Source organism: Streptococcus sp. HMSC076H09, assembly GCF_001811765.1.
Lineage (GTDB): Bacteria > Bacillota > Bacilli > Lactobacillales > Streptococcaceae > Streptococcus > Streptococcus agalactiae.
This window is the reverse complement of sequence record NZ_KV806600.1, coordinates 25,663-45,962: the sequence shown is the minus strand read 5'-3', so window position 1 is coordinate 45,962 and position 20,300 is coordinate 25,663. Positions and strand designations below refer to the sequence as shown.

Below are 20,300 nucleotides of genomic sequence, written 5' to 3'. Positions count from 1 at the left end.
TTTCTTTTAGATAAAACTATTTTAGCACAAATTTTCAGAATTAGGATTGTAAAAAGTTGATAATATCATCTAGTAGATAGAAGACGGTTCGAGTTCCCTCTATAGGAGGTTCTAATCTTTTTAATCCTTTTTGTTCCCAAGTTTTTAGTGTGTTTGGGGAGATATTTAGCTGTTTTAGCAATTCTCGCTGTTGTATTATCTTTAGTGGTATGTTCTGTTCTTTGATTTGAATGAGTTTGATAAGTGTTTGCAATAATTGTTCAATTTGTTCTAATTTTTCGTTATTCATTATTCTCTTTCTCCTCTGTGTTTGAATTATGGAGTCGATTAGGATTGTATCTTCGTGAATCTAGGTATTTAGCGAAGAAATATGTACGTTCAATGATAAGCCCTAATAAATTGGTATTGTTTGCTCGGGCATACCAGACCAATTCTTCAAATTCGGTAAAGTCGTTCTCTTCGATAATATCAACTACTTCATGTATAAAATCCGAGGAGTTCATCTCCATCAAGAATTTTTCTAAATTAAAGCCGCAACCGACTTCAATATCCTCAATGTTGTAGGGGGTCTTATCTGGATTTTCCGCATGGGTAAAGTAGTCAAATAAACCAGTGGGAGACATAACTACCTCCACATGTGCTGGACCGTTTAGTTTGTCACTGATGATATTTGATACTTGTGAATAGCTTTTCAGTGAATCAAAGAAGAAAGCACCGTGTTTGTGCGATTTCTTGAACTCTCCCGTCTGTCTATTAACGTCCTTATCGTGCCAAGGACTAAGAATAAACGGAATATGGAGTTCCTCTAATATATTCAAGTAGTTCTCTGGGGCGCTTTCCTCGTAGAAGAGAAAAGTCCATTTGGTTGAGCGCTGTTCTTTTGCCATAGGCAGTTACCTCATTTCTTTTGGGTTCTATTACTAAGGAGAAATGACAGGTCGTATGCAAAGTTTTTTTGAAAAAATTGAATTTTTTGTGATTATTGATTATTGACCTATTGGGGGTCGTAGTCACCCCAATAGGTCATGATAGAAAAGAATATAAAAAGGGGCTGTCTGGCTTTTGCTTAACGCAAGCCACAGCCCCAAGGGATTAACGTTTTTGTCCAGTGAACCACAATTGGTTACGAACTCGAATAGGAGAGGAGAAATAATAGTCTGCGTGTTGGCTGACGATTTCTTCTTTTAATTGTGCTTCCATCTCTTTTAGGATTTTTTGCCCTTGTTGGTCTCTAGGGACTTTTAGAAAAATAGTGATGGTATCTTTTCGTATATCTACGATACACTTACGAACAGCTCGGTTAAATCCGTTATGGATTGGGTTGATAGTAGTAACCGTCTGATGTTCAAGATTGCTTATCTTCTGTACTCGTTCACGCTGAAACAGGAAGTGTCGCAACAGAAAAGTGTGATAGACAGATTGGATATAGTTCCAAAGACTATCTGTTTTCAACCGTTGTATTATTTCTAATCCAACCAAAAATAAGGCAAGTAGAAGAGAAATAAGTGCAAATCCATGACAAACGGAACTAATGATATCCGTAATACTTTTGACCGTATCTAAATTGACAAACGTGATATTTGTTAATTGAACGGAAAGATAATTGAATAACCATCCAAATGCAGAACAGATAGGTGCAAATAGAAATAAATATAGTATGAGATTAAAACTTCTCATAAAGTAGGTTTTATTGGTCATAGAATACCTCGTTTAGTGTAGTAGGTTGGACAGAGTAAGGGCAGAACTTGGTAGGGATGTTCATTATCGATAACTTGAATGATACCTGTCCCATGTCCTATTGGAATAACAATACCCTCTGGGTCTAGGTCTGGAAATAAAAATTGAGTAGTTTTCTGATTGATATTTCCAATTTGCAACAATACGTTTAGCTGTTCCCTCACTGAAATTGGAATAGTATTGTGGTCAAAACGCTGGCTTACCAAAAACAGATGGATTTTGGTAGCACGTCCTAATAAGGAAATCTGTGAGAGTAGGGAGAAAAAGGCTTCTTTGATATTCTTATTGACTCCCTCTGATAGAGCGAGGACTTCATCAATAACAATAGTTAGATGGGTAAATTGATGATTGGGATTATCATACAAGACAGCTTGTCGTTTCTGAATGAGAGTTGCACACTGACTTAATTGTTCATTGACCTGTGAGACAAAATCTGATTTTGAACGGTTTTCAACAGGGTGTATAACAGCAACGTGATTTTCTCTTGCCCATCGACTTGGGGTATCAAATTTAGGGTCAATGATAATCAAGTCAGACATATGCTTTAGTACACTCAAGAAATAAGTGAGAGCGTACGATTTCCCAGAACCTGAATTTCCAGCAATAGCCCAGTGATTAACCTTATCTAAATTGAGTTCAAAGTACTTCATGATAGGGATTTTCCCCTGTGGCAAGCTAGCTGAAAACTTATCCAAATCTGGAATGACTAAACGTTCTGAAATTCCCTTTTTCCAAGGGAAAAATAATCCACGCTGAGTGTGTAAGTCATCTGTTTCTAGAGGGACAAAATAGGTAGCGTTTTGTTTTAGAAGCGTATATTGTGGATAAAGTGAAGCATTGGCAATCAGAAAGATTTTCTTGTACAAGTCATCATCAAGGATATAAGCACATGGTAGACGAGGGACAAAGATAAAGCCGTCTGCTTGAATAACAATATTAAAAGAATTGGTGTAGCTGGTTTCTCCCTGCATTAAAGCCCCCAGAGCCATGTTTAGGCTCTGGAGCAGGTAAGATTGCAGGTAAGATTGGTTCAGCACATCACGAGATTGTGAAGTCATTACCGAACCTCCTTGATACCATTTGCTTTGAAGTAGATGTTATATTTTACTTCGCAGGCTTGTAGTGTGTCAAATTGAATCATGGATTGAAAAGCTGGAAGCTCAATCGTTTCTTCAAATTTTACTTGGAAAGGGTCTTGCCCTTCCTGTACAAACCATGCTTTATAAGCTACGATTTCTCCGGTTGGTTTTCCTTCTTCAAACCGTTGTTGTGGTTCAAGTTCGGTACTAAGTGAGTAAATCGGTTGTTTTTGACTGATAATTTTATCAGCCAATGTAGTTGTATAACCACCTTTTGTGGTTTTCATTTTAAACGCCATAGGGCAAATCCTCCTTATGAATAAGAGATAGTGTGAATGCGACAGGCTCGGTTTGGGTCATGAGCTGGACTTTGTTTTTTAGGTTATCTGACCACCTCCTCATTACTAAGGAGAATGAGACAGCTAAACGCAAAGTTATTTGTTGAATTTTTAATTTTTTTTTACAAAAAATCCAGTGACAGAGACACTGGATTTGAGGGATTAGCGGTAAGCTTTTAATAAAGGAGCTAATTTTTTTAGCGCTTTACAATAATGGGATTTAACAGTTACATCACTCATTTTCTTATAATGTTCAGTGATATAGCGAGCCGTTTCTTTATAGCTTGAACCTTGTTCCGCTATCATTTCAACAATCTTACTGTCAATTTCTGATAGGGATGCTTTAGCTTCACGAATAGCTTGTCTTAACTCCTCTAGGATTAAAGCTTCTTCGGGATTCAAATCAGAACTTGCAATGACATCATAACGTACAGACTTTTTGGCATTTTTGCTAGCTATTGTTTCGTCTTTGATTCGTCTATTGTGGTATCGGTCACGACGTTCTGCGTTACTTTGTTCTTGTTGAAGCAAACGAGTTACTTCATCCCAATTTTTAGCTTTAATAGCTTCTTTGATTTTACGCTCACGACGTTCTTGTACTTTATTACTCATAATGATGAGCTCCTTTCTGTCCTTTGGACAGAAGGAAACAAAATGAGCAAATATTGAACGCTGAGTATACCAAAAGGCACAACAAAGAAACAGCGAAACAATTCTATGCAAGACATGACCTTTATCGTCATGTCATCATATTTGTTTCAATCTGTCCTTTGATGGCCATCAATTTGGACTATTAAAATTTATATCAAGAGTTTTTCTTGATATATTCAGTATAAGGCGTAATGTTCTTTTATTTTTTACTTCTTTTTTTACTTCAATAGACTAATTTGTAAAACGAGGCGCAAAAAAAGACTAGGCGATTCACCTAGTCTTTAAAGAGCAAATTTTCGTATCTCCTCTTCACTTAATAATTTAATAAAGGCCTGTTGTACGTTATCTAAAGCGTGAGCCATTGACAGCAACTCCTTATTTAATTGTTCTTGGAAATAGTATGTTACTTGGGTGTTATTAGTCAATAACCCCACAATATGGCGATTGACGCTTGTATTGTCTAAATTAATATCATATAGGTCAACTAAATCAATAAGGTCGATTTCGCTTAGTCCTTGAGCTGCAGCTTCTTCAATTCTTTTCTTATCCTCTAGTGAAAATCTTGTTGGCTCTAATTGAATAGTGTGCCTTTCTTGAATTGGTCTTGTTGCATAAGGGTTGGAAACCCAACTGATAATTTCATCAAAAGTTCTTTCCTCAGTCCTTTCTATATCATTGGATTGATAAATATTAATGCCTAGATTTGCCAACTCTTCTTTAGAATATTTTTGATATAACTCTGCGATATCCTTACCTTGACTGAGTAATTTCATATAGTCCTCATATATCTGTGTGAATTTCACTCCATCTATTTGTTGACCACCAGTCATACTAAACGAATAGGTTGTTCTTCCTTTTTGAGAAATAACTAATGGGACGGATGTAAGGTAAGATTTTGGAATATTCTCTTTATACATTCTTTCTAATATATCATTTACCATAAATCCGATATTAAACAAGGGATTTTCTTTGAGTTTTTTTATTAGATTAGGGATAATTTCTGTCGAAACATTATCATACCACCATTTATTGATGAGAGGATCAATGTTTTCTTGCCTAAATGTTGAGGGTATGTCATTTCCGCCTAATTCAAATAGGATACCACAGACATTAACTTCAAATGATTTAATTAAATTATCCCCTAACATCAACCAAAGAATATCAAACATTTCTTCAAAATCAATGACAGTCAATTCATTGATGGTACGGGTTCTAAAACTTCTAGCGGGGTTATCACTTTTTCCACCAACCCATACGTCAATGTCATCTTTCTTGTGAAAAGTATCCATTTCAGTTTCAGTAGAAATCATAAATCTTTTTCTTTGAATATTGAAATTTGCAAATGTCTTGGCAATACTTAGACAACTTGATTGGATTGAAATTAAATCATCACTCATGAAAGAATATAGTTTTTCATCTACAGCCTCTAAATCTCTATATAAAATAGAACTGAAAAAATAATGAAACAGATTCTCAATAAACTCATCTAACTCTCCAAAAACGATATACGTATAGCTCGAAGCGGTTAGAGCATTTAAATAAACTAACATCGAACTCGTAATTGGTCGCTTACCACTTTCAACTTGACTAACTTGACCTGCATTGCCTAGTTCGCTTTGTGTAATATTGTATTTTTTTCTTAAATTTTTGATACGAGTAGGTATTTCTTGTGAATAATTTTCTTCAAAAAATTTCATATATAATCCCCCTATAATCATGGAAAAGTAGAAAGTAGTAGAAATAGTTGTTATCCTAGTTGATTAAAAAAATCTCTGATTTCCTCATCTTTTATAAAATAATATATAATTTTCCCCTCTCTTCTAGTGTCCAAGATGTTTTGATTGGCTAGTTTACGAAGATGGTGGGAGGCAGATGCCATACTGAGATTTAATAAACAGGCTATATCGCAGACACAGAGTTCTTCGACGGCAAGGAGATAAAAGATGATATTTATCTGTTTATTATCGGTAAATTTTGATAAAATGCGAAGTGATTTTTGGACTTTTTCCTTTTCAAGGTAGTTCGTTGCGGTTGTAACATTTTGTTGATTTATAACATCCACTTGACAGATACTATCTTTTTTCATAATTTTTTCTCCTAGCCTAACACAGCCCATAGCATGTCAAAGCTGTTGTTTTCAATCAGGATATACATCCCCAATCCTAAATAGACAACGGCAATAAACCATCTGCTATATTTTTCCAAAGTTTCTCCAACAGAAGGGACTTGTGCTAATTTTTGTGCAGAAAAAACCAAGAGATAAATCATGACTAGAAAAGTAAGTAAAGTCACTATCAAATTCGCTAAATTTAAGGTGGTAAAATATGGGACAAAGACACCAATATTGTCAGCGCCACAACTTGCAAAAGTAATCATAGCGACTAGAAAAATCAGGTTTTTATTGTCTTTTCGCAAACCATCTTTTGCAATAGCTTCTCCATCAGAATCTCCTAAAAGCAAAACTTTTAGGCCTAGGAAAATTGGAATCAAACCGAGTAAACCTAAAATCTCTTTACTAGGAATATAATTTAAGACAAATGCAAAAAGCAAACTTAGGAATATTAGACTAACAGAGCCTAGAAATTGTCCTAAATAGATGTTAATGATGTCTTTTCTGCTTTTTCTTTTGGCAAAAAATAACATTAGGATAATAAGTAAGTCTACGGCTGTCCCAGAATACAGGATTATTGAAGTAACAACATTTTGAATCATAAAATACCTCATTCAAATATATTTTTGAATGTATTCTAACATTAAACTTTGTAGATGTCAACTTAAAATCCACCAAAATATAGATAAGAAGTTAGTGTACAAATATTAAAAAGCCCTGCCATCGAAATGATAGCAGGGCTTAACTTCAATATCCAGATGATATATTTATCTAAAAAAGGTAGAGTAAAAGGTAGAGTTTTTATTGATTTGTAGTGCGATATAATGAGTTTCAAAAAATCAAAAATCGCTTAAAATCAATATTTTGACGTCTATTGACGTGTACTGAAACCCTTACTTAACTTAAGTGAAAACAACGTGTTTACGAAGTTTTGGTGAGTATTTTTTCAATTGAAGACGGTCTGGAGTGTTACGTTTGTTTTTTGAAGTAAGGTACAAGCGTTCACCAGATTCTTTATGTTCAAGTGTAATATTTACGCGCATGGTATCTCCCTTCTATTATTTAGCTTCGTTAGCTTTAGCGATTTTACGTCCTTTGTAGTATCCTTTGAGTGATACACGGTGTGAACGTGAGTAATCTCCAGTAGTTTCGTCGAATTGTACAGATGGAGCTGTCAATTTGTAGTGTGTACGACGTTTGTTTTTCTTCGCTTTTGAAGTGTGACGTGCAGGTACTGCCATTTTCTTATTCTTCCTTTCGATGTGTAAGTTTTGATTTTCATCAACTTCACTATGATAACATATCTTTTTTGTAAAGTAAAGTTACTTGACAAAACTTTTTATTTTTACAATTTCACGGTGAAAATACTATCAAACTAAAGCAAATGATATATGCTTGTTTAAAATATAAGAAAAAATGGTAGAATGTTTAAAGAGAAAACTAATCGAAGAGGTAAACTTATGAAACTTCAAAAACCAAAAGGGACTCAGGATATCTTACCTGGAGAATCAGCAAAGTGGCAATACGTTGAAAATGTTATACGCAATCTCTTTAAACAATATCATTATGATGAAATTCGTACACCAATGTTTGAACATTACGAGGTTATTAGTCGCTCAGTTGGGGATACAACGGATATCGTTACAAAAGAGATGTATGATTTTCATGATAAAGGAGATCGTCACATTACGCTTCGTCCAGAAGGAACAGCACCTGTTGTACGTTCTTATGTTGAAAATAAACTATTTGCACCAGAAGTTCAAAAACCAACCAAAATGTATTATATTGGATCAATGTTCCGATATGAGCGCCCACAGGCTGGTCGTTTACGAGAATTTCATCAAGTAGGCGTTGAGTGCTTTGGATCAAATAATCCAGCAACTGATGTTGAAACAATCGCAATGGGACATCATCTATTTGAAGATTTAGGTATCAAAAACGTTAAACTTCATCTTAATAGTTTAGGGAATCCAGAAAGTCGTCAGGCCTATCGCCAAGCTCTTATTGATTACTTAACACCCATACGTGAACAATTGTCTAAGGATAGTCAACGTCGTTTGAATGAAAATCCATTGCGCGTACTAGACTCTAAGGAGCCAGAAGACAAACTAGCAGTTGAAAATGCTCCTTCTATTTTAGATTATTTAGATGAGTCAAGCCAAGCCCACTTTGATGCTGTGTGTCATATGCTTGATGCTCTAAATATTCCATACATCATTGATACTAATATGGTTCGTGGTCTTGATTATTATAGTCATACTATTTTTGAGTTTATCACTGAGATTGAAGATAATGAATTAACGATCTGTGCTGGAGGCCGTTATGACGGCTTAGTATCCTATTTTGGTGGACCAGAAACACCAGCATTTGGTTTTGGATTAGGATTAGAACGCTTGCTCTTAATATTAGATAAGCAAGGGATTTCTTTACCAATAGAAAATACTATAGATCTGTATATAGCTGTATTAGGATCAGAGGCTAATCTAGCTGCCTTAGATTTGGCACAATCAATACGTCATCAGGGTTTTAAAGTAGAGCGTGATTATTTGGGTCGTAAAATCAAAGCACAATTTAAGTCTGCAGATACTTTTAATGCTAAAGTGATTATGACATTAGGTAGCAGTGAAGTAGATTCGAAAGAGGTCGGTTTAAAAAATAATCAAACACGTCAAGAAGTTAAAGTTAGTTTTGAAAACATTAAAACAGATTTTTCATCTGTGCTTAAACAATTAGGATTGTAAAACAGTTCCTAAAAACTCTCCTTAATGGGTGGGGTTTTTAGGTGCTTTTTGTTATAATAGGTTGGAATGAATATTTTAAATGGAGAAAACAGATGAAACGTAGTATGTATGCTGGGCGTGTTCGTAGTGAGCACATAGGAACATCGATTACTTTAAAAGGATGGGTTGGTCGTCGTCGTGACCTTGGAGGCCTTATTTTTATTGATCTTCGCGATCGCGAGGGAATCATGCAATTAGTTATTAATCCTGAAGAAGTATCAGCCTCAGTTATGGCAACCGCAGAAAGTCTCCGTAGTGAATTTGTTATAGAGGTTAGCGGTGTAGTGACAGCACGAGAACAAGCTAATGATAATTTACCAACAGGAGAAGTTGAATTAAAAGTGCAAGAATTATCGATTCTTAATACCTCGAAAACAACACCATTTGAAATTAAAGATGGTATTGAGGCAAATGATGATACACGCATGCGTTACCGTTACTTGGATCTTCGTCGTCCGGAAATGCTTGAAAATTTCAAATTACGTGCGAAAGTAACACACTCAATCCGTAATTACCTTGACAACTTAGAGTTTATTGATGTCGAAACTCCGATGCTAACAAAATCAACTCCAGAGGGGGCACGAGACTATTTGGTTCCATCACGTGTCAACCAAGGACATTTTTATGCCCTTCCACAAAGCCCTCAAATTACAAAACAGCTATTGATGAATGCGGGATTTGATCGTTATTATCAAATTGTCAAATGTTTCCGTGATGAGGATTTACGTGGAGACCGTCAACCTGAGTTTACACAAGTTGACTTAGAGACATCATTCCTTAGTGATCAAGAAATTCAAGACATTGTTGAGGGTATGATTGCTAAAGTAATGAAAGACACTAAAGGTTTAGAGGTTTCTTTACCATTCCCAAGGATGGCATATGATGATGCAATGAATAACTACGGGTCTGATAAGCCTGATACAAGGTTTGATATGCTTTTACAAGACTTGACAGAAATTGTCAAAGAAGTTGACTTCAAGGTGTTCTCAGAAGCTTCAGTAGTTAAAGCGATTGTTGTCAAAGATAAGGCGGACAAGTACTCTCGAAAAAATATTGATAAATTAACAGAAATTGCAAAACAATACGGTGCCAAAGGTTTAGCATGGCTAAAATATGCAGATAATACTATTTCAGGTCCGGTTGCTAAGTTCTTGACAGCTATTGAAGGTAGGTTGACAGAAGCTTTACAGCTAGAGAATAATGACTTAATTCTATTTGTAGCAGATAGTCTTGAAGTAGCTAACGAGACTTTAGGAGCGCTTCGTACACGCATTGCAAAAGAACTTGAACTCATTGATTATTCTAAATTTAATTTCCTATGGGTTGTTGATTGGCCAATGTTTGAGTGGTCAGAAGAAGAGGGACGATATATGTCGGCTCATCATCCATTCACCTTGCCAACAGCGGAGACAGCGCATGAGTTGGAAGGGGATTTGGCTAAAGTACGTGCAGTTGCCTATGATATTGTTTTGAATGGATATGAGTTAGGCGGTGGTAGCCTACGTATTAACCAAAAAGATACACAAGAGCGTATGTTCAAGGCTTTAGGATTTAGCGCTGAATCAGCTCAGGAACAGTTTGGTTTCTTACTTGAAGCTATGGATTACGGCTTCCCACCACATGGTGGATTGGCAATAGGCCTTGACCGCTTTGTTATGTTGTTAGCAGGCAAGGACAATATTCGAGAAGTTATTGCATTCCCTAAAAACAATAAGGCTAGTGATCCAATGACTCAAGCTCCTAGTCTCGTTTCAGAACAACAATTAGAAGAATTATCACTTACTGTAGAAAGTTATGAAAACTAGACGAACCCCTTTAGAAAAAAAGGTAAAATATATTATCAGTGTATGGGCTAAAAAATTTGGTCTCTTACACACTTTAAAAAGTATCTCACGAGAAAAATATGCAGAGAAAATTTCGGCTTCATTGCTGTATGGTATTCTATCCAGTGTTGCTGTCAATTTCTTTTTTCAACCTGGACATGTTTATTCAAGTGGAGCAACTGGTTTAGCTCAGGTTATTTCAGCTGTCAGTAAACACTGGTTTTCTTTTGAAATACCAGTTGCTTTAGCTTTTTATGCCATTAATATCCCTTTGCTGATATTATCTTGGCGTAAGATTGGACATAAATTTACTATTTTTACGTTTATCACAGTAACTGTAAGCTCTATCTTCATTCAACTAATGCCTCAAATCACCCTTACAACTGATCCCTTAATCAATGCTATCTTTGGTGGTTTAATTATGGGAGCTGGTGTTGGTTTTAGCTTTAAGTCTAGAATTTCTAGTGGGGGAACAGATATTATCAGTTTGACAATTAGAAAGAAAACAGGCAGAGATGTAGGTAGTATTTCTTTTATTATTAATGGTATTATTTTATTATTTGCAGGTCTTTTATTTGGTTGGAAGTACGCTTTGTACTCGATGGTGACCATTTTTGTATCAAGTAGAGTTACAGATGCCATTTTTACAAAGCAAAAAAAGATGCAAGCGATGATTGTTACCAGTAAGCCTGATTGCGTCATTAAACGTATCCATCGTGATTTACATCGTGGTGTAACCTGTATCAATGATGCTGAAGGTACTTATAATCATGAGAAAAAAGCAGTTTTAATAACTATATTAACACGTGAAGAATTTAGTGATTTTAAATATTTAATGCTAAAAGCGGATCCAAAAGCCTTTGTTTCCGTTGCAGAAAATGTTCATATTATTGGACGATTCGTTGATGATGATTAACTGTATATATGACTTTTGGTCAGCCACCACTAAGGAAACATTATGATGTTATTAAGCTAAGTTGTTTAAACAACTTTAGCTTTTTTGAATAAGGAAGGATTAAGCCTATGTTGAAACTGGATTTAAAAACAAAGATAAAAGAAACTATTTTAATTGCCTTTGGTGTGGCTCTCTATACTTTCGGCTTTGTCAAATTTAATATGGCTAATCATTTGGCTGAAGGAGGTATTTCCGGTGTCACTTTGATTATCCATGCACTTTTCGGAGTTAATCCAGCACTTTCATCACTTCTCCTTAATATCCCGTTATTTATATTAGGGGCTAGGATTTTAGGGAAAAAATCCTTATTGTTAACTATATATGGTACAGTGTTAATGTCTTTTTTCATGTGGTTTTGGCAACAAATCCCTGTAACAGTCCCTTTGAAAAACGATATGATGTTAGTTGCAGTAGCTGCTGGAATTTTAGCAGGAACTGGTAGTGGTTTAGTATTTAGATATGGTGCAACTACAGGTGGTGCAGATATTATTGGTCGTATTGTAGAGGAAAAATCTGGAATAAAATTAGGGCAAACCTTATTGTTTATTGATGCTATAGTTCTAACGTCTTCACTTGTTTATATTAATTTACAACAGATGCTATATACGTTAGTAGCTAGCTTTGTATTTAGTCAAGTGTTAACAAATGTTGAAAATGGGGGCTACACTGTTCGTGGAATGATCATTATTACCAAAGAATCAGAATCTGCAGCAGCAACCATTTTGCATGAAATTAATAGGGGTGTAACTTTTTTACGGGGCCAAGGTGCCTACTCAGGTAGAGAGCATGATGTCTTGTACGTAGCTCTTAACCCAAGTGAAGTGCGTGATGTGAAAGAAATCATGGCTGATTTAGACCCAGATGCTTTTATTTCTGTTATAAATGTAGATGAAGTTATTAGCTCAGATTTTAAAATTCGACGAAGAAATTACGATAAATAAAAATACAGGCTGTCTGGCCTGTATTTTTATTTTGGTCCTCCACTTAAGAAACTACCAAGCATAATAGCTGAGATAGCAGTTCCCTTGTAATGGCTAGCTTTTGTTTTTACCAAGCGACTAAGATCAAATATGCTTTTAGGAGCATCAAATTGATGTGTTAAGACGTATTGATTGATAAGTGAGTCAATTTTTGTAGCTAGGAGTGAGTTCATCCCCTCTTTTTCAAGTTGACTAGCGAGCTCGAAAATAGCTTGACGAAAATAATCATCTGCTTGTATTACTTCTTCGCTATAAACTTTACTAAGAGCATCTAATATTTCTTTTTCTGATGGCATGGCATTCTCCTGTAACTTGTTGTGCTATTATTATAATATAAAAAATTAAGACTGTCATAAATTTGACAGTCTTAGTAGTGTCATTTCTTACATTTCATTCGGAGCATCAACTCCTAGGAGGCGAAGAGATTCTTTTAATACTGTAGCAGTTGCATAGCAAAGTGCTAGACGACTACTGATTTCAGCGTCTTCATCTAAAATACGTGTGTGGGCGTAATATTTATTGAAGCACTGAGCTAAATTAATAGCGAATTTTGCAATAATAGAGGGCTCAAAATTATCTGCCGCACGTACAATAGTACGAGGAAAATCTTGGATGAGTTTGATGATTTCCCAGCTTTCAACATCGTTGAGACTGTAATTATCGCTATTAGATGGGCTAAAGTTAGCTTTACGTAAGATTGATTGAATACGAGCATGTGCATATTGTACATATGGCCCAGTTTCACCTTCAAATGATACCATTGCTTCTAAGTCAAAGTCATAACCATTTGTACGATCAGTTTTCAAATCGTAAAATTTAATAGCACCTACACCAACTGCTTGAGCAACTTTATCTTTATCTGCTAGGTTAGGGTTTTTAGCTTCAATCTGAGATGCCGCACGATTAATAGCTTCTGCAACAGTAGGTTCAAGTAGAATTACATTTCCTTTACGAGTTGATAATTTTGCTCCTCCTTTTGTTACAAGGCCAAAAGGAACATGAGTCATATCATCGGACCAATCGTAGTCCATTTCTTTAAGCACAGCTTTTAGTTGCTTAAAGTGTGCAGACTGTTCGTTTCCTACAACGTAGATTGATTTTGCAAAATCGTAGGTACGTTTACGGTAAAGTGCAGCAGCTAAGTCACGTGTAATGTAGAGAGTTGCTCCATCGGATTTTTTAATGAGGGCAGGATGTTCAATACCGTATTTTTCTAGGTTAACAACTTGTGCACCTTTAGATTCGACTAGGAGGTTTTTAGATTCTAGCAGTTCAAGCACTTCATCCATTTTGTCGTTGTAGAATGCCTCGCCGTTATAGCTATCAAATGTAACATTCATTTGATCGTAAAGACGGTTGAATTCTAATAATGACTCGTCACGGAACCATTGCCATAATTCAGTTGCTTCAGGATCGTTAGCTTCAAGTTTACGAAACCACTCACGTGCCTCTTCATCAACGCTAGGGTCTGTCTCGGCTTCAGCATTAATACGGACATAAAGTTTTAAAAGTTCATCGATGGGATGAGCACGGACAGCCTCTTCATTGCCCCATTTTTTATAGGCAACGATTAACATTCCAAATTGTTTACCCCAGTCGCCAAGGTGATTAATTTTAACAGGATGATAGCCAATTTTATCAAAAATATTAGCTAAACTATCACCAATAACTGTTGAACGAAGGTGTCCAATTGAGAATGGCTTAGCAATATTTGGACTAGACATGTCAATGGCAACATTTCGTCCTTCACCAATATTTTGAGTAGCATAGGCAGAACCATCAGATAAGACTTGTTTTAAAACTTGACTTGAGATTGCGGCTTTATCAAGGAAAAAGTTAACGTAAGGTCCAACAGCTTCCACCTTTTCAAATTGGTCGCTTTTAATTTGTTCAGCAATGTCACTAGCAATTATTTGAGGTGCTTTGCGTAGAGTTTTAGCCAAAGAGAATGCTGGGAAAGCTAAATCTCCCATGCTCGAATTTTTTGGGGTTTCTAATAAAGAAAGAATGGTCGATTGTTCCATATCTGGAACAACTTTTTGAATTTCACTCGCAATTAGATGTTTTGTATCCATGGTATCTCCTATTTTAATTAGTAATATAGTCACCCTATTTTAACATAATTATGAAAAATAGACGAGAACTTGTTGATTAAATTCATAATGCATTCTGTAAAGAACTAGCCTACTTTATAGCTTTTTTACAGAATGATTACGATATCACTACTAAGTGAAAAAGACAATTTTTTTTGATATAATTTGGTAAGCATAATTCTAACTAAAAAGGATTGAATAACATGAATAAAATAGAACGCCAAAAACGTATTAAACGTTTGATCCAATCAGGGCAGATTGGCACACAAGAAGAAATTAAATTACATTTAAAAAATGAAGGAATCGATGTCACGCAAGCGACTCTATCAAGAGACTTGCGTGAGATTGGTCTTTTAAAATTACGTAGCCCAGAAGGTAAGCTATATTATAGTTTATCAACAGCTACTTCAAATCGATTTAGCCCAGCCTTACGCTCATATATTTTGAAAGTATCGCGAGCAAGTTTTATGTTAGTTTTAAATACTAATTTAGGGGAGGCTAGCGTTTTAGCAAACTTTATTGATGAGAAAGGGCTGCCAGAGATTTTAGGAACAATGGCAGGAGCAGACACCTTGTTGGTGATTTGTCAAAATGAAGATATTGCCAAAGTTTTTGAAAAAGAACTATCAGTAGGTTTATAAATATAATGATTGAGGAGCTGAGCATGGCAGCCAGCCCCGTTAGTTAGGAGTGAGAAATGGCCAAGCCAACGATATCACCGGGAATGCAACAGTATCTGGATATAAAAGAGAATTATCCAGATGCTTTTTTGCTTTTTAGAATGGGTGATTTTTATGAATTATTTTATGATGATGCGGTAAAAGCAGCACAAATCCTGGAAATTAGCTTGACTAGTCGAAATAAGAACGCAGAAAAGCCAATCCCAATGGCAGGAGTTCCCTATCACTCAGCTCAACAGTATATTGACGTTTTAGTTGAATTAGGTTACAAAGTAGCCATTGCTGAGCAGATGGAAGATCCTAAAAAAGCTGTGGGAGTGGTCAAGCGTGAGGTAGTGCAAGTTGTTACCCCAGGAACGGTTGTGGAGTCAACGAAGCCGGATAGTGCTAATAATTTCTTAGTAGCGATTGATTCGCAAGATCAACAAACATTTGGTCTAGCATATATGGATGTCTCAACTGGAGAGTTTCAGGCAACCCTTTTAACAGATTTTGAGTCCGTCCGTAGTGAAATACTAAATTTAAAAGCTCGTGAGATTGTAGTAGGATATCAATTGACGGACGAAAAAAATCACCTACTGACGAAGCAGATGAACTTGCTTTTATCATACGAAGACGAACGACTTAATGATATTCATTTGATTGATGAGCAGTTAACTGATTTGGAAATATCTGCTGCGGAAAAACTTTTACAATATGTGCATAGAACACAAAAGCGTGAACTTAGTCATTTACAGAAAGTAGTTCATTATGAAATAAAGGACTATTTACAAATGTCATATGCAACGAAAAATAGTCTAGATTTACTGGAGAATGCTAGAACAAGCAAGAAGCATGGAAGTCTTTACTGGTTGTTAGATGAGACTAAAACAGCGATGGGAACTCGAATGCTGAGAACTTGGATTGACAGGCCTTTGGTAAGTATGAATCGAATCAAGGAACGTCAAGATATTATTCAAGTGTTTCTTGATTATTTTTTTGAGAGAAACGATCTCACAGAAAGTTTAAAGGGTGTATATGATATTGAACGCCTAGCAAGTCGAGTATCTTTCGGAAAAGCCAACCCTAAAGATCTATTGCAACTCGGACAGACCTTATCACAAATTCCTCGGATTAAAATGATTTTACAGTCCTTCAATCAACCTGAGCTTGACATCATTGTCAACAAAATTGACACTATGCCTGAATTAGAAAGTTTAATTAATACGGCGATAGCCCCAGAAGCACAGGCTACTATCACTGAGGGAAACATTATCAAGTCTGGATTTGATAAGCAATTGGATAATTATCGAACAGTGATGCGTGAAGGTACAGGTTGGATTGCTGATATTGAAGCTAAGGAAAGAGCAGCAAGTGGTATCGGTACTCTTAAAATTGATTATAATAAAAAAGACGGTTATTACTTCCATGTTACCAATTCCAATTTATCACTAGTACCGGAGCATTTTTTCCGTAAAGCGACATTAAAAAATTCTGAACGCTATGGAACAGCAGAACTAGCCAAAATTGAAGGTGAAATGCTCGAAGCTCGCGAGCAATCTTCAAATTTAGAATATGATATTTTTATGCGTGTTCGTGCCCAAGTAGAATCTTATATTAAACGTCTTCAAGAGTTAGCAAAGACGATTGCAACCGTTGATGTTCTACAGAGTTTGGCAGTAGTTGCAGAAAATTATCACTATGTTCGTCCCAAATTTAATGATCAACATCAGATTAAGATTAAGAATGGGCGTCATGCAACTGTTGAAAAAGTGATGGGAGTGCAAGAATATATTCCCAATAGCATCTATTTTGATAGTCAGACAGATATCCAGTTGATTACAGGACCAAATATGAGTGGTAAGTCGACCTATATGCGCCAGTTAGCTTTGACAGTTATTATGGCACAAATGGGAGGTTTTGTATCGGCAGACGAAGTTGATTTGCCTGTATTTGATGCAATATTTACTAGGATTGGTGCTGCTGACGACTTAATTTCTGGGCAATCAACCTTTATGGTAGAAATGATGGAAGCGAATCAAGCTGTAAAACGAGCCAGTGATAAATCTTTGATTCTTTTTGATGAATTAGGTCGAGGGACAGCCACTTATGATGGTATGGCATTAGCTCAATCGATTATAGAATATATTCATGACCGTGTTAGGGCAAAAACAATGTTTGCGACTCATTACCATGAGTTGACAGATTTATCTGAACAGTTGACAAGGCTTGTCAATGTACACGTGGCTACTTTAGAGAGAGATGGAGAAGTTACCTTCTTACATAAAATTGAATCTGGACCTGCGGATAAGTCTTATGGGATACACGTCGCAAAAATAGCTGGTTTACCAATTGACTTATTGGATAGGGCAACTGATATTTTATCACAGTTGGAAGCTGATGCAGTACAGTTGATCGTATCGCCCTCCCAAGAAGCTGTTACTGCTGACTTAAATGAGGAACTAGATTCTGAGAAGCAACAAGGACAATTATCGCTTTTTGAAGAACCTTCAAATGCAGGTAGGGTTATTGAGGAGTTAGAAGCGATAGATATAATGAATCTAACTCCAATGCAAGCTATGAATGCTATATTTGACTTAAAGAAATTATTATAAAATAGCCTTTAGGCAACAAAAAAGAGACTAAATAATTCATTTAGGCTCTTTTTTAATTATTTAACAAGATTGATATTTGTTGCTTGTGGTCCACGTTGACCATCTTGAATATCAAATGTTACTTTTTGTCCTTCTTCAAGAGTTTTGAAGCCATCAACTTTAATCTCTGAAAAATGAGCGAAGACGTCTGTTCCAGTTTCGCTAGAAATAAAGCCAAAACCTTTTTCTGAGTTAAACCATTTCACTGTACCTTGTGTCATTTGTTTATTACCTTTCTAAAAATGTTACTGTAAAAAATAAAAAAGGTAAAAATGTTAAACAAAAATACAACTTCAAAACTTATTACGCTCCCTAAGTCTAACAGGTAATAGGAGTGATGTCAACTAAAAATTGTGTTATTGTCAAATTAATATTTTGAATATGGTATAATGGCTAAGATATCACAAAAAAAGTTACAAAAAATCATAAAAAAAGGAGGGATGAACTTGTCTAAAATTATTGAATTACCGGATATATTAGCTAACCAGATTGCTGCTGGTGAGGTTGTTGAAAGGCCTAGTAGCGTCGTTAAAGAATTAGTTGAAAATGCCATAGATGCAGGAAGTAGCCAAATTACCATAGAGGTTGAAGAATCTGGTCTTAAAAAGATTCAAATAACGGATAACGGTGAAGGGATGACTAGTGAGGATGCCGTTCTCAGTTTACGACGTCACGCTACATCCAAAATCAAAAGCCAGAGTGACCTTTTTCGTATTCGGACCTTAGGTTTTCGTGGTGAAGCTCTACCATCAATCGCTTCGATTAGTTTAATGACGATAAAAACAGCTACAGAGCAAGGGAAACAAGGGACGTTACTTGTTGCTAAAGGGGGAAACATTGAAAAACAGGAAGTTGTTTCAAGTCCTCGTGGAACAAAAATTTTAGTTGAAAATTTATTCTTTAACACGCCTGCCAGATTGAAATACATGAAGAGTTTACAGTCTGAACTAGCTCATATTATTGATATTGTTAATAGACTCAGTCTAGCGCATCCGGAAGTTGCTTTTACACTGATAAATGATGGTAAAGAAATGACTAAAACTAGTGGGACTGGCGATTTGAGACAGGCGATTGCAGGTATTTATGGTTTAAATACTGCAAAAAAAATGATTGAGATTTCAAATGCAGATTTAGATTTTGAAATTTCGGGTTATGTAAGTTTGCCTGAATTGACACGAGCTAACCGAAACTATATTACCCTATTAATTAACGGTCGTTACATTAAAAATTTTCTTTTGAACCGCTCAATTCTAGATGGTTATGGTTCAAAGTTGATGGTTGGAAGATTTCCAATTGCTGTCATTGATATTCAGATAGATCCTTATCTAGCAGATGTCAACGTTCATCCGACTAAGCAAGAGGTGAGAATTTCTAAGGAACGAGAATTAATGAGTTTAATAAGCACAGCAATTTCTGAGAGTCTTAAACAATATGACTTGATTCCGGATGCTTTAGAGAATTTAGCTAAAACTAGTACCCGAAGTGTAGATAAGCCTATACAAACAAGCTTCTCACTAAAACAGCCTGGTTTGTATTACGATAGGGCTAAAAATGACTTTTTTATAGGTGCAGATACTGTATCTGAACCTATTGCTAACTTTACAAACCTTGACAAAAGTGACGGTTCAGTTGACAATGATGTAAAAAACTCTGTTAATCAAGGAGCAACGCAGTCTCCTAATATAAAGTATGCTAGTAGAGATCAAGCTGATAGTGAGAACTTCATTCATTCTCAGGATTACCTTAGTAGTAAACAGTCACTTAACAAACTTGTTGAAAAATTAGATTCGGAAGAAAGTTCGACTTTTCCAGAGCTCGAATTTTTTGGTCAAATGCATGGGACCTACTTATTTGCTCAAGGGAATGGTGGGTTGTATATTATTGATCAACATGCAGCTCAAGAGCGTGTAAAATACGAGTATTACCGTGAAAAGATAGGTGAGGTTGATAATAGTCTTCAACAATTGTTAGTACCATTTCTATTTGAATTTTCAAGTTCAGATTTTCTTCAATTACAAGAAAAAATGTCATTATTACAAGATGTTGGTATTTTCTTGGAACCGTATGGTAATAATACTTTCATTTTAAGGGAACATCCAATTTGGATGAAAGAAGAAGAGGTAGAGTCTGGCATTTATGAAATGTGTGATATGTTGTTGCTCACTAATGAAGTATCAGTGAAAAAATATCGCGCAGAGTTGGCTATTATGATGTCTTGCAAGCGATCTATTAAAGCAAACCATACGCTAGACGATTACTCAGCACGTCATTTATTAGATCAGTTAGCGCAATGTAAAAATCCTTATAATTGCCCTCATGGAAGACCTGTTTTAGTTAATTTTACAAAAGCTGATATGGAGAAAATGTTTAAACGAATCCAAGAAAATCATACAAGCCTCAGGGATTTAGGAAAATATTGATAATTACTTGTTAGGGAAGAA

The 20,300-nt window shown here is 35.7% G+C and carries 21 protein-coding genes and 1 pseudogene; 8 read left to right on the top strand and 14 right to left on the bottom strand.

All coding sequences use genetic code 11. The features are described from left to right. Nucleotides 1–40: 40 nt before the first annotated feature. The 9 genes from HMPREF2818_RS03310 to HMPREF2818_RS03270 all read right to left on the bottom strand — a co-directional run bounded on the left by HMPREF2818_RS03310 (nt 41) and on the right by HMPREF2818_RS03270 (nt 6,517). Nucleotides 41–289: a MerR family transcriptional regulator gene (locus HMPREF2818_RS03310; RefSeq protein ID WP_001058391.1), complete on the bottom strand. Its 249-nt coding sequence runs from the start codon at nt 287–289 to the stop codon at nt 41–43. Then, entirely contained in the window at nt 282–887 is a 606-nt protein-coding gene (locus HMPREF2818_RS03305; protein WP_001040935.1) for a replication protein, read from the bottom strand. The genes HMPREF2818_RS03310 and HMPREF2818_RS03305 overlap by 8 nt, the downstream gene beginning before the upstream one ends. A gap of 205 nt (nt 888–1,092) precedes the next feature. Further along, complete coding sequence (locus HMPREF2818_RS03300; protein ID WP_000182709.1) at nt 1,093–1,698, bottom strand: hypothetical protein; 606 nt, start codon at nt 1,696–1,698, stop codon at nt 1,093–1,095. Next, nucleotides 1,695–2,795: a P-loop NTPase family protein gene (locus HMPREF2818_RS03295; protein WP_000203866.1), complete on the bottom strand. Its 1,101-nt coding sequence runs from the start codon at nt 2,793–2,795 to the stop codon at nt 1,695–1,697. The genes HMPREF2818_RS03300 and HMPREF2818_RS03295 overlap by 4 nt, the downstream gene beginning before the upstream one ends. Then, the gene (locus tag HMPREF2818_RS03290; protein ID WP_000874694.1) at nt 2,795–3,115 is read right to left on the bottom strand and encodes a hypothetical protein; all 321 of its coding nucleotides are present in this window, start codon (nt 3,113–3,115) and stop codon (nt 2,795–2,797) included. Before HMPREF2818_RS03290 ends, HMPREF2818_RS03295 begins: the two co-directional genes overlap by 1 nt. Before the next feature lie 201 nt (nt 3,116–3,316). After that, entirely contained in the window at nt 3,317–3,766 is a 450-nt protein-coding gene (locus HMPREF2818_RS03285; RefSeq protein WP_000066889.1) for an RNA polymerase sigma factor, read from the bottom strand. Between the two features lie 320 nt (nt 3,767–4,086). Then, nucleotides 4,087–5,502 (bottom strand): helix-turn-helix domain-containing protein, encoded by a 1,416-nt coding sequence (locus tag HMPREF2818_RS03280; RefSeq protein WP_000667634.1) that lies wholly within the window; start codon nt 5,500–5,502, stop codon nt 4,087–4,089. A gap of 50 nt (nt 5,503–5,552) precedes the next feature. Then, the gene (gene cadX, locus HMPREF2818_RS03275) at nt 5,553–5,891 is read right to left on the bottom strand and encodes a Cd(II)/Zn(II)-sensing metalloregulatory transcriptional regulator CadX (protein WP_000711078.1); all 339 of its coding nucleotides are present in this window, start codon (nt 5,889–5,891) and stop codon (nt 5,553–5,555) included. Between the two features lie 11 nt (nt 5,892–5,902). Further along, nucleotides 5,903–6,517, bottom strand: a complete 615-nt coding sequence (locus HMPREF2818_RS03270) for a CadD family cadmium resistance transporter (RefSeq protein WP_000615736.1) — start codon at nt 6,515–6,517, stop codon at nt 5,903–5,905. 28 nt (nt 6,518–6,545) lie between these two features. Between HMPREF2818_RS03270 and HMPREF2818_RS10300 the strand changes: the two are divergent. Then, nucleotides 6,546–6,730: pseudogene (locus tag HMPREF2818_RS10300) on the top strand (FanG protein). An 87-nt stretch (nt 6,731–6,817) separates the two neighbouring features. Here the strand turns inward: HMPREF2818_RS10300 and rpmG are convergent. Continuing rightward, nucleotides 6,818–6,958: a 50S ribosomal protein L33 gene (rpmG, locus tag HMPREF2818_RS03265; RefSeq protein ID WP_070508694.1), complete on the bottom strand. Its 141-nt coding sequence runs from the start codon at nt 6,956–6,958 to the stop codon at nt 6,818–6,820. Nucleotides 6,959–6,973: 15 nt separating this feature from the next. After that, nucleotides 6,974–7,156: a 50S ribosomal protein L32 gene (rpmF, locus tag HMPREF2818_RS03260; RefSeq protein WP_000290414.1), complete on the bottom strand. Its 183-nt coding sequence runs from the start codon at nt 7,154–7,156 to the stop codon at nt 6,974–6,976. Between the two features lie 219 nt (nt 7,157–7,375). On the opposite strand from rpmF, the gene hisS reads away from it, so the two are divergent. From hisS to HMPREF2818_RS03240, 4 genes are all read left to right on the top strand, one after another. Continuing rightward, on the top strand, nt 7,376–8,656 hold the full coding sequence (hisS, locus tag HMPREF2818_RS03255; RefSeq protein ID WP_000775902.1) for a histidine--tRNA ligase: 1,281 nt from the start codon (nt 7,376–7,378) through the stop codon (nt 8,654–8,656). A gap of 92 nt (nt 8,657–8,748) precedes the next feature. Next, a complete protein-coding gene (gene aspS / locus HMPREF2818_RS03250) occupies nt 8,749–10,500 on the top strand; it encodes an aspartate--tRNA ligase (protein ID WP_000830929.1) in 1,752 nt (583 codons plus the stop codon). Further along, a complete protein-coding gene (locus tag HMPREF2818_RS03245; protein ID WP_000857770.1) occupies nt 10,490–11,434 on the top strand; it encodes a YitT family protein in 945 nt (314 codons plus the stop codon). The genes aspS and HMPREF2818_RS03245 overlap by 11 nt, the downstream gene beginning before the upstream one ends. A 107-nt stretch (nt 11,435–11,541) precedes the next feature. Next, nucleotides 11,542–12,414, top strand: coding sequence for a YitT family protein (locus tag HMPREF2818_RS03240; protein WP_000915479.1), 873 nt, complete (start codon nt 11,542–11,544; stop codon nt 12,412–12,414). Nucleotides 12,415–12,440: 26 nt separating this feature from the next. Here the strand turns inward: HMPREF2818_RS03240 and HMPREF2818_RS03235 are convergent, their stop codons facing one another. Together HMPREF2818_RS03235 and argS are read right to left on the bottom strand one after the other, a co-directional pair. Then, the gene (locus HMPREF2818_RS03235) at nt 12,441–12,749 is read right to left on the bottom strand and encodes a bacteriocin immunity family protein (RefSeq protein WP_001138859.1); all 309 of its coding nucleotides are present in this window, start codon (nt 12,747–12,749) and stop codon (nt 12,441–12,443) included. Between the two features lie 87 nt (nt 12,750–12,836). Then, entirely contained in the window at nt 12,837–14,528 is a 1,692-nt protein-coding gene (gene argS / locus HMPREF2818_RS03230; RefSeq protein ID WP_000379869.1) for an arginine--tRNA ligase, read from the bottom strand. 221 nt (nt 14,529–14,749) lie between these two features. Here argS and argR point away from each other — a divergent pair, with 221 nt between their 5' ends. Next, nucleotides 14,750–15,187, top strand: coding sequence for an arginine repressor (gene argR, locus HMPREF2818_RS03225; protein ID WP_001033152.1), 438 nt, complete (start codon nt 14,750–14,752; stop codon nt 15,185–15,187). Between the two features lie 56 nt (nt 15,188–15,243). Continuing rightward, nucleotides 15,244–17,820, top strand: coding sequence for a DNA mismatch repair protein MutS (gene mutS / locus HMPREF2818_RS03220; protein ID WP_001118377.1), 2,577 nt, complete (start codon nt 15,244–15,246; stop codon nt 17,818–17,820). Between the two features lie 56 nt (nt 17,821–17,876). Here mutS and HMPREF2818_RS03215 read toward each other — a convergent pair whose 3' ends face one another. Further along, on the bottom strand, nt 17,877–18,080 hold the full coding sequence (locus HMPREF2818_RS03215; protein WP_000191849.1) for a cold-shock protein: 204 nt from the start codon (nt 18,078–18,080) through the stop codon (nt 17,877–17,879). Between the two features lie 225 nt (nt 18,081–18,305). Between HMPREF2818_RS03215 and mutL the strand changes: the two genes are divergently transcribed. Continuing rightward, nucleotides 18,306–20,279 carry a DNA mismatch repair endonuclease MutL gene (mutL, locus tag HMPREF2818_RS03210; RefSeq protein ID WP_000034617.1) on the top strand — a complete coding sequence of 658 codons (1,974 nt, stop codon included), beginning with the start codon at nt 18,306–18,308 and terminating at the stop codon, nt 20,277–20,279. The last annotated feature ends 21 nt before the right edge of the window (nt 20,280–20,300 follow it).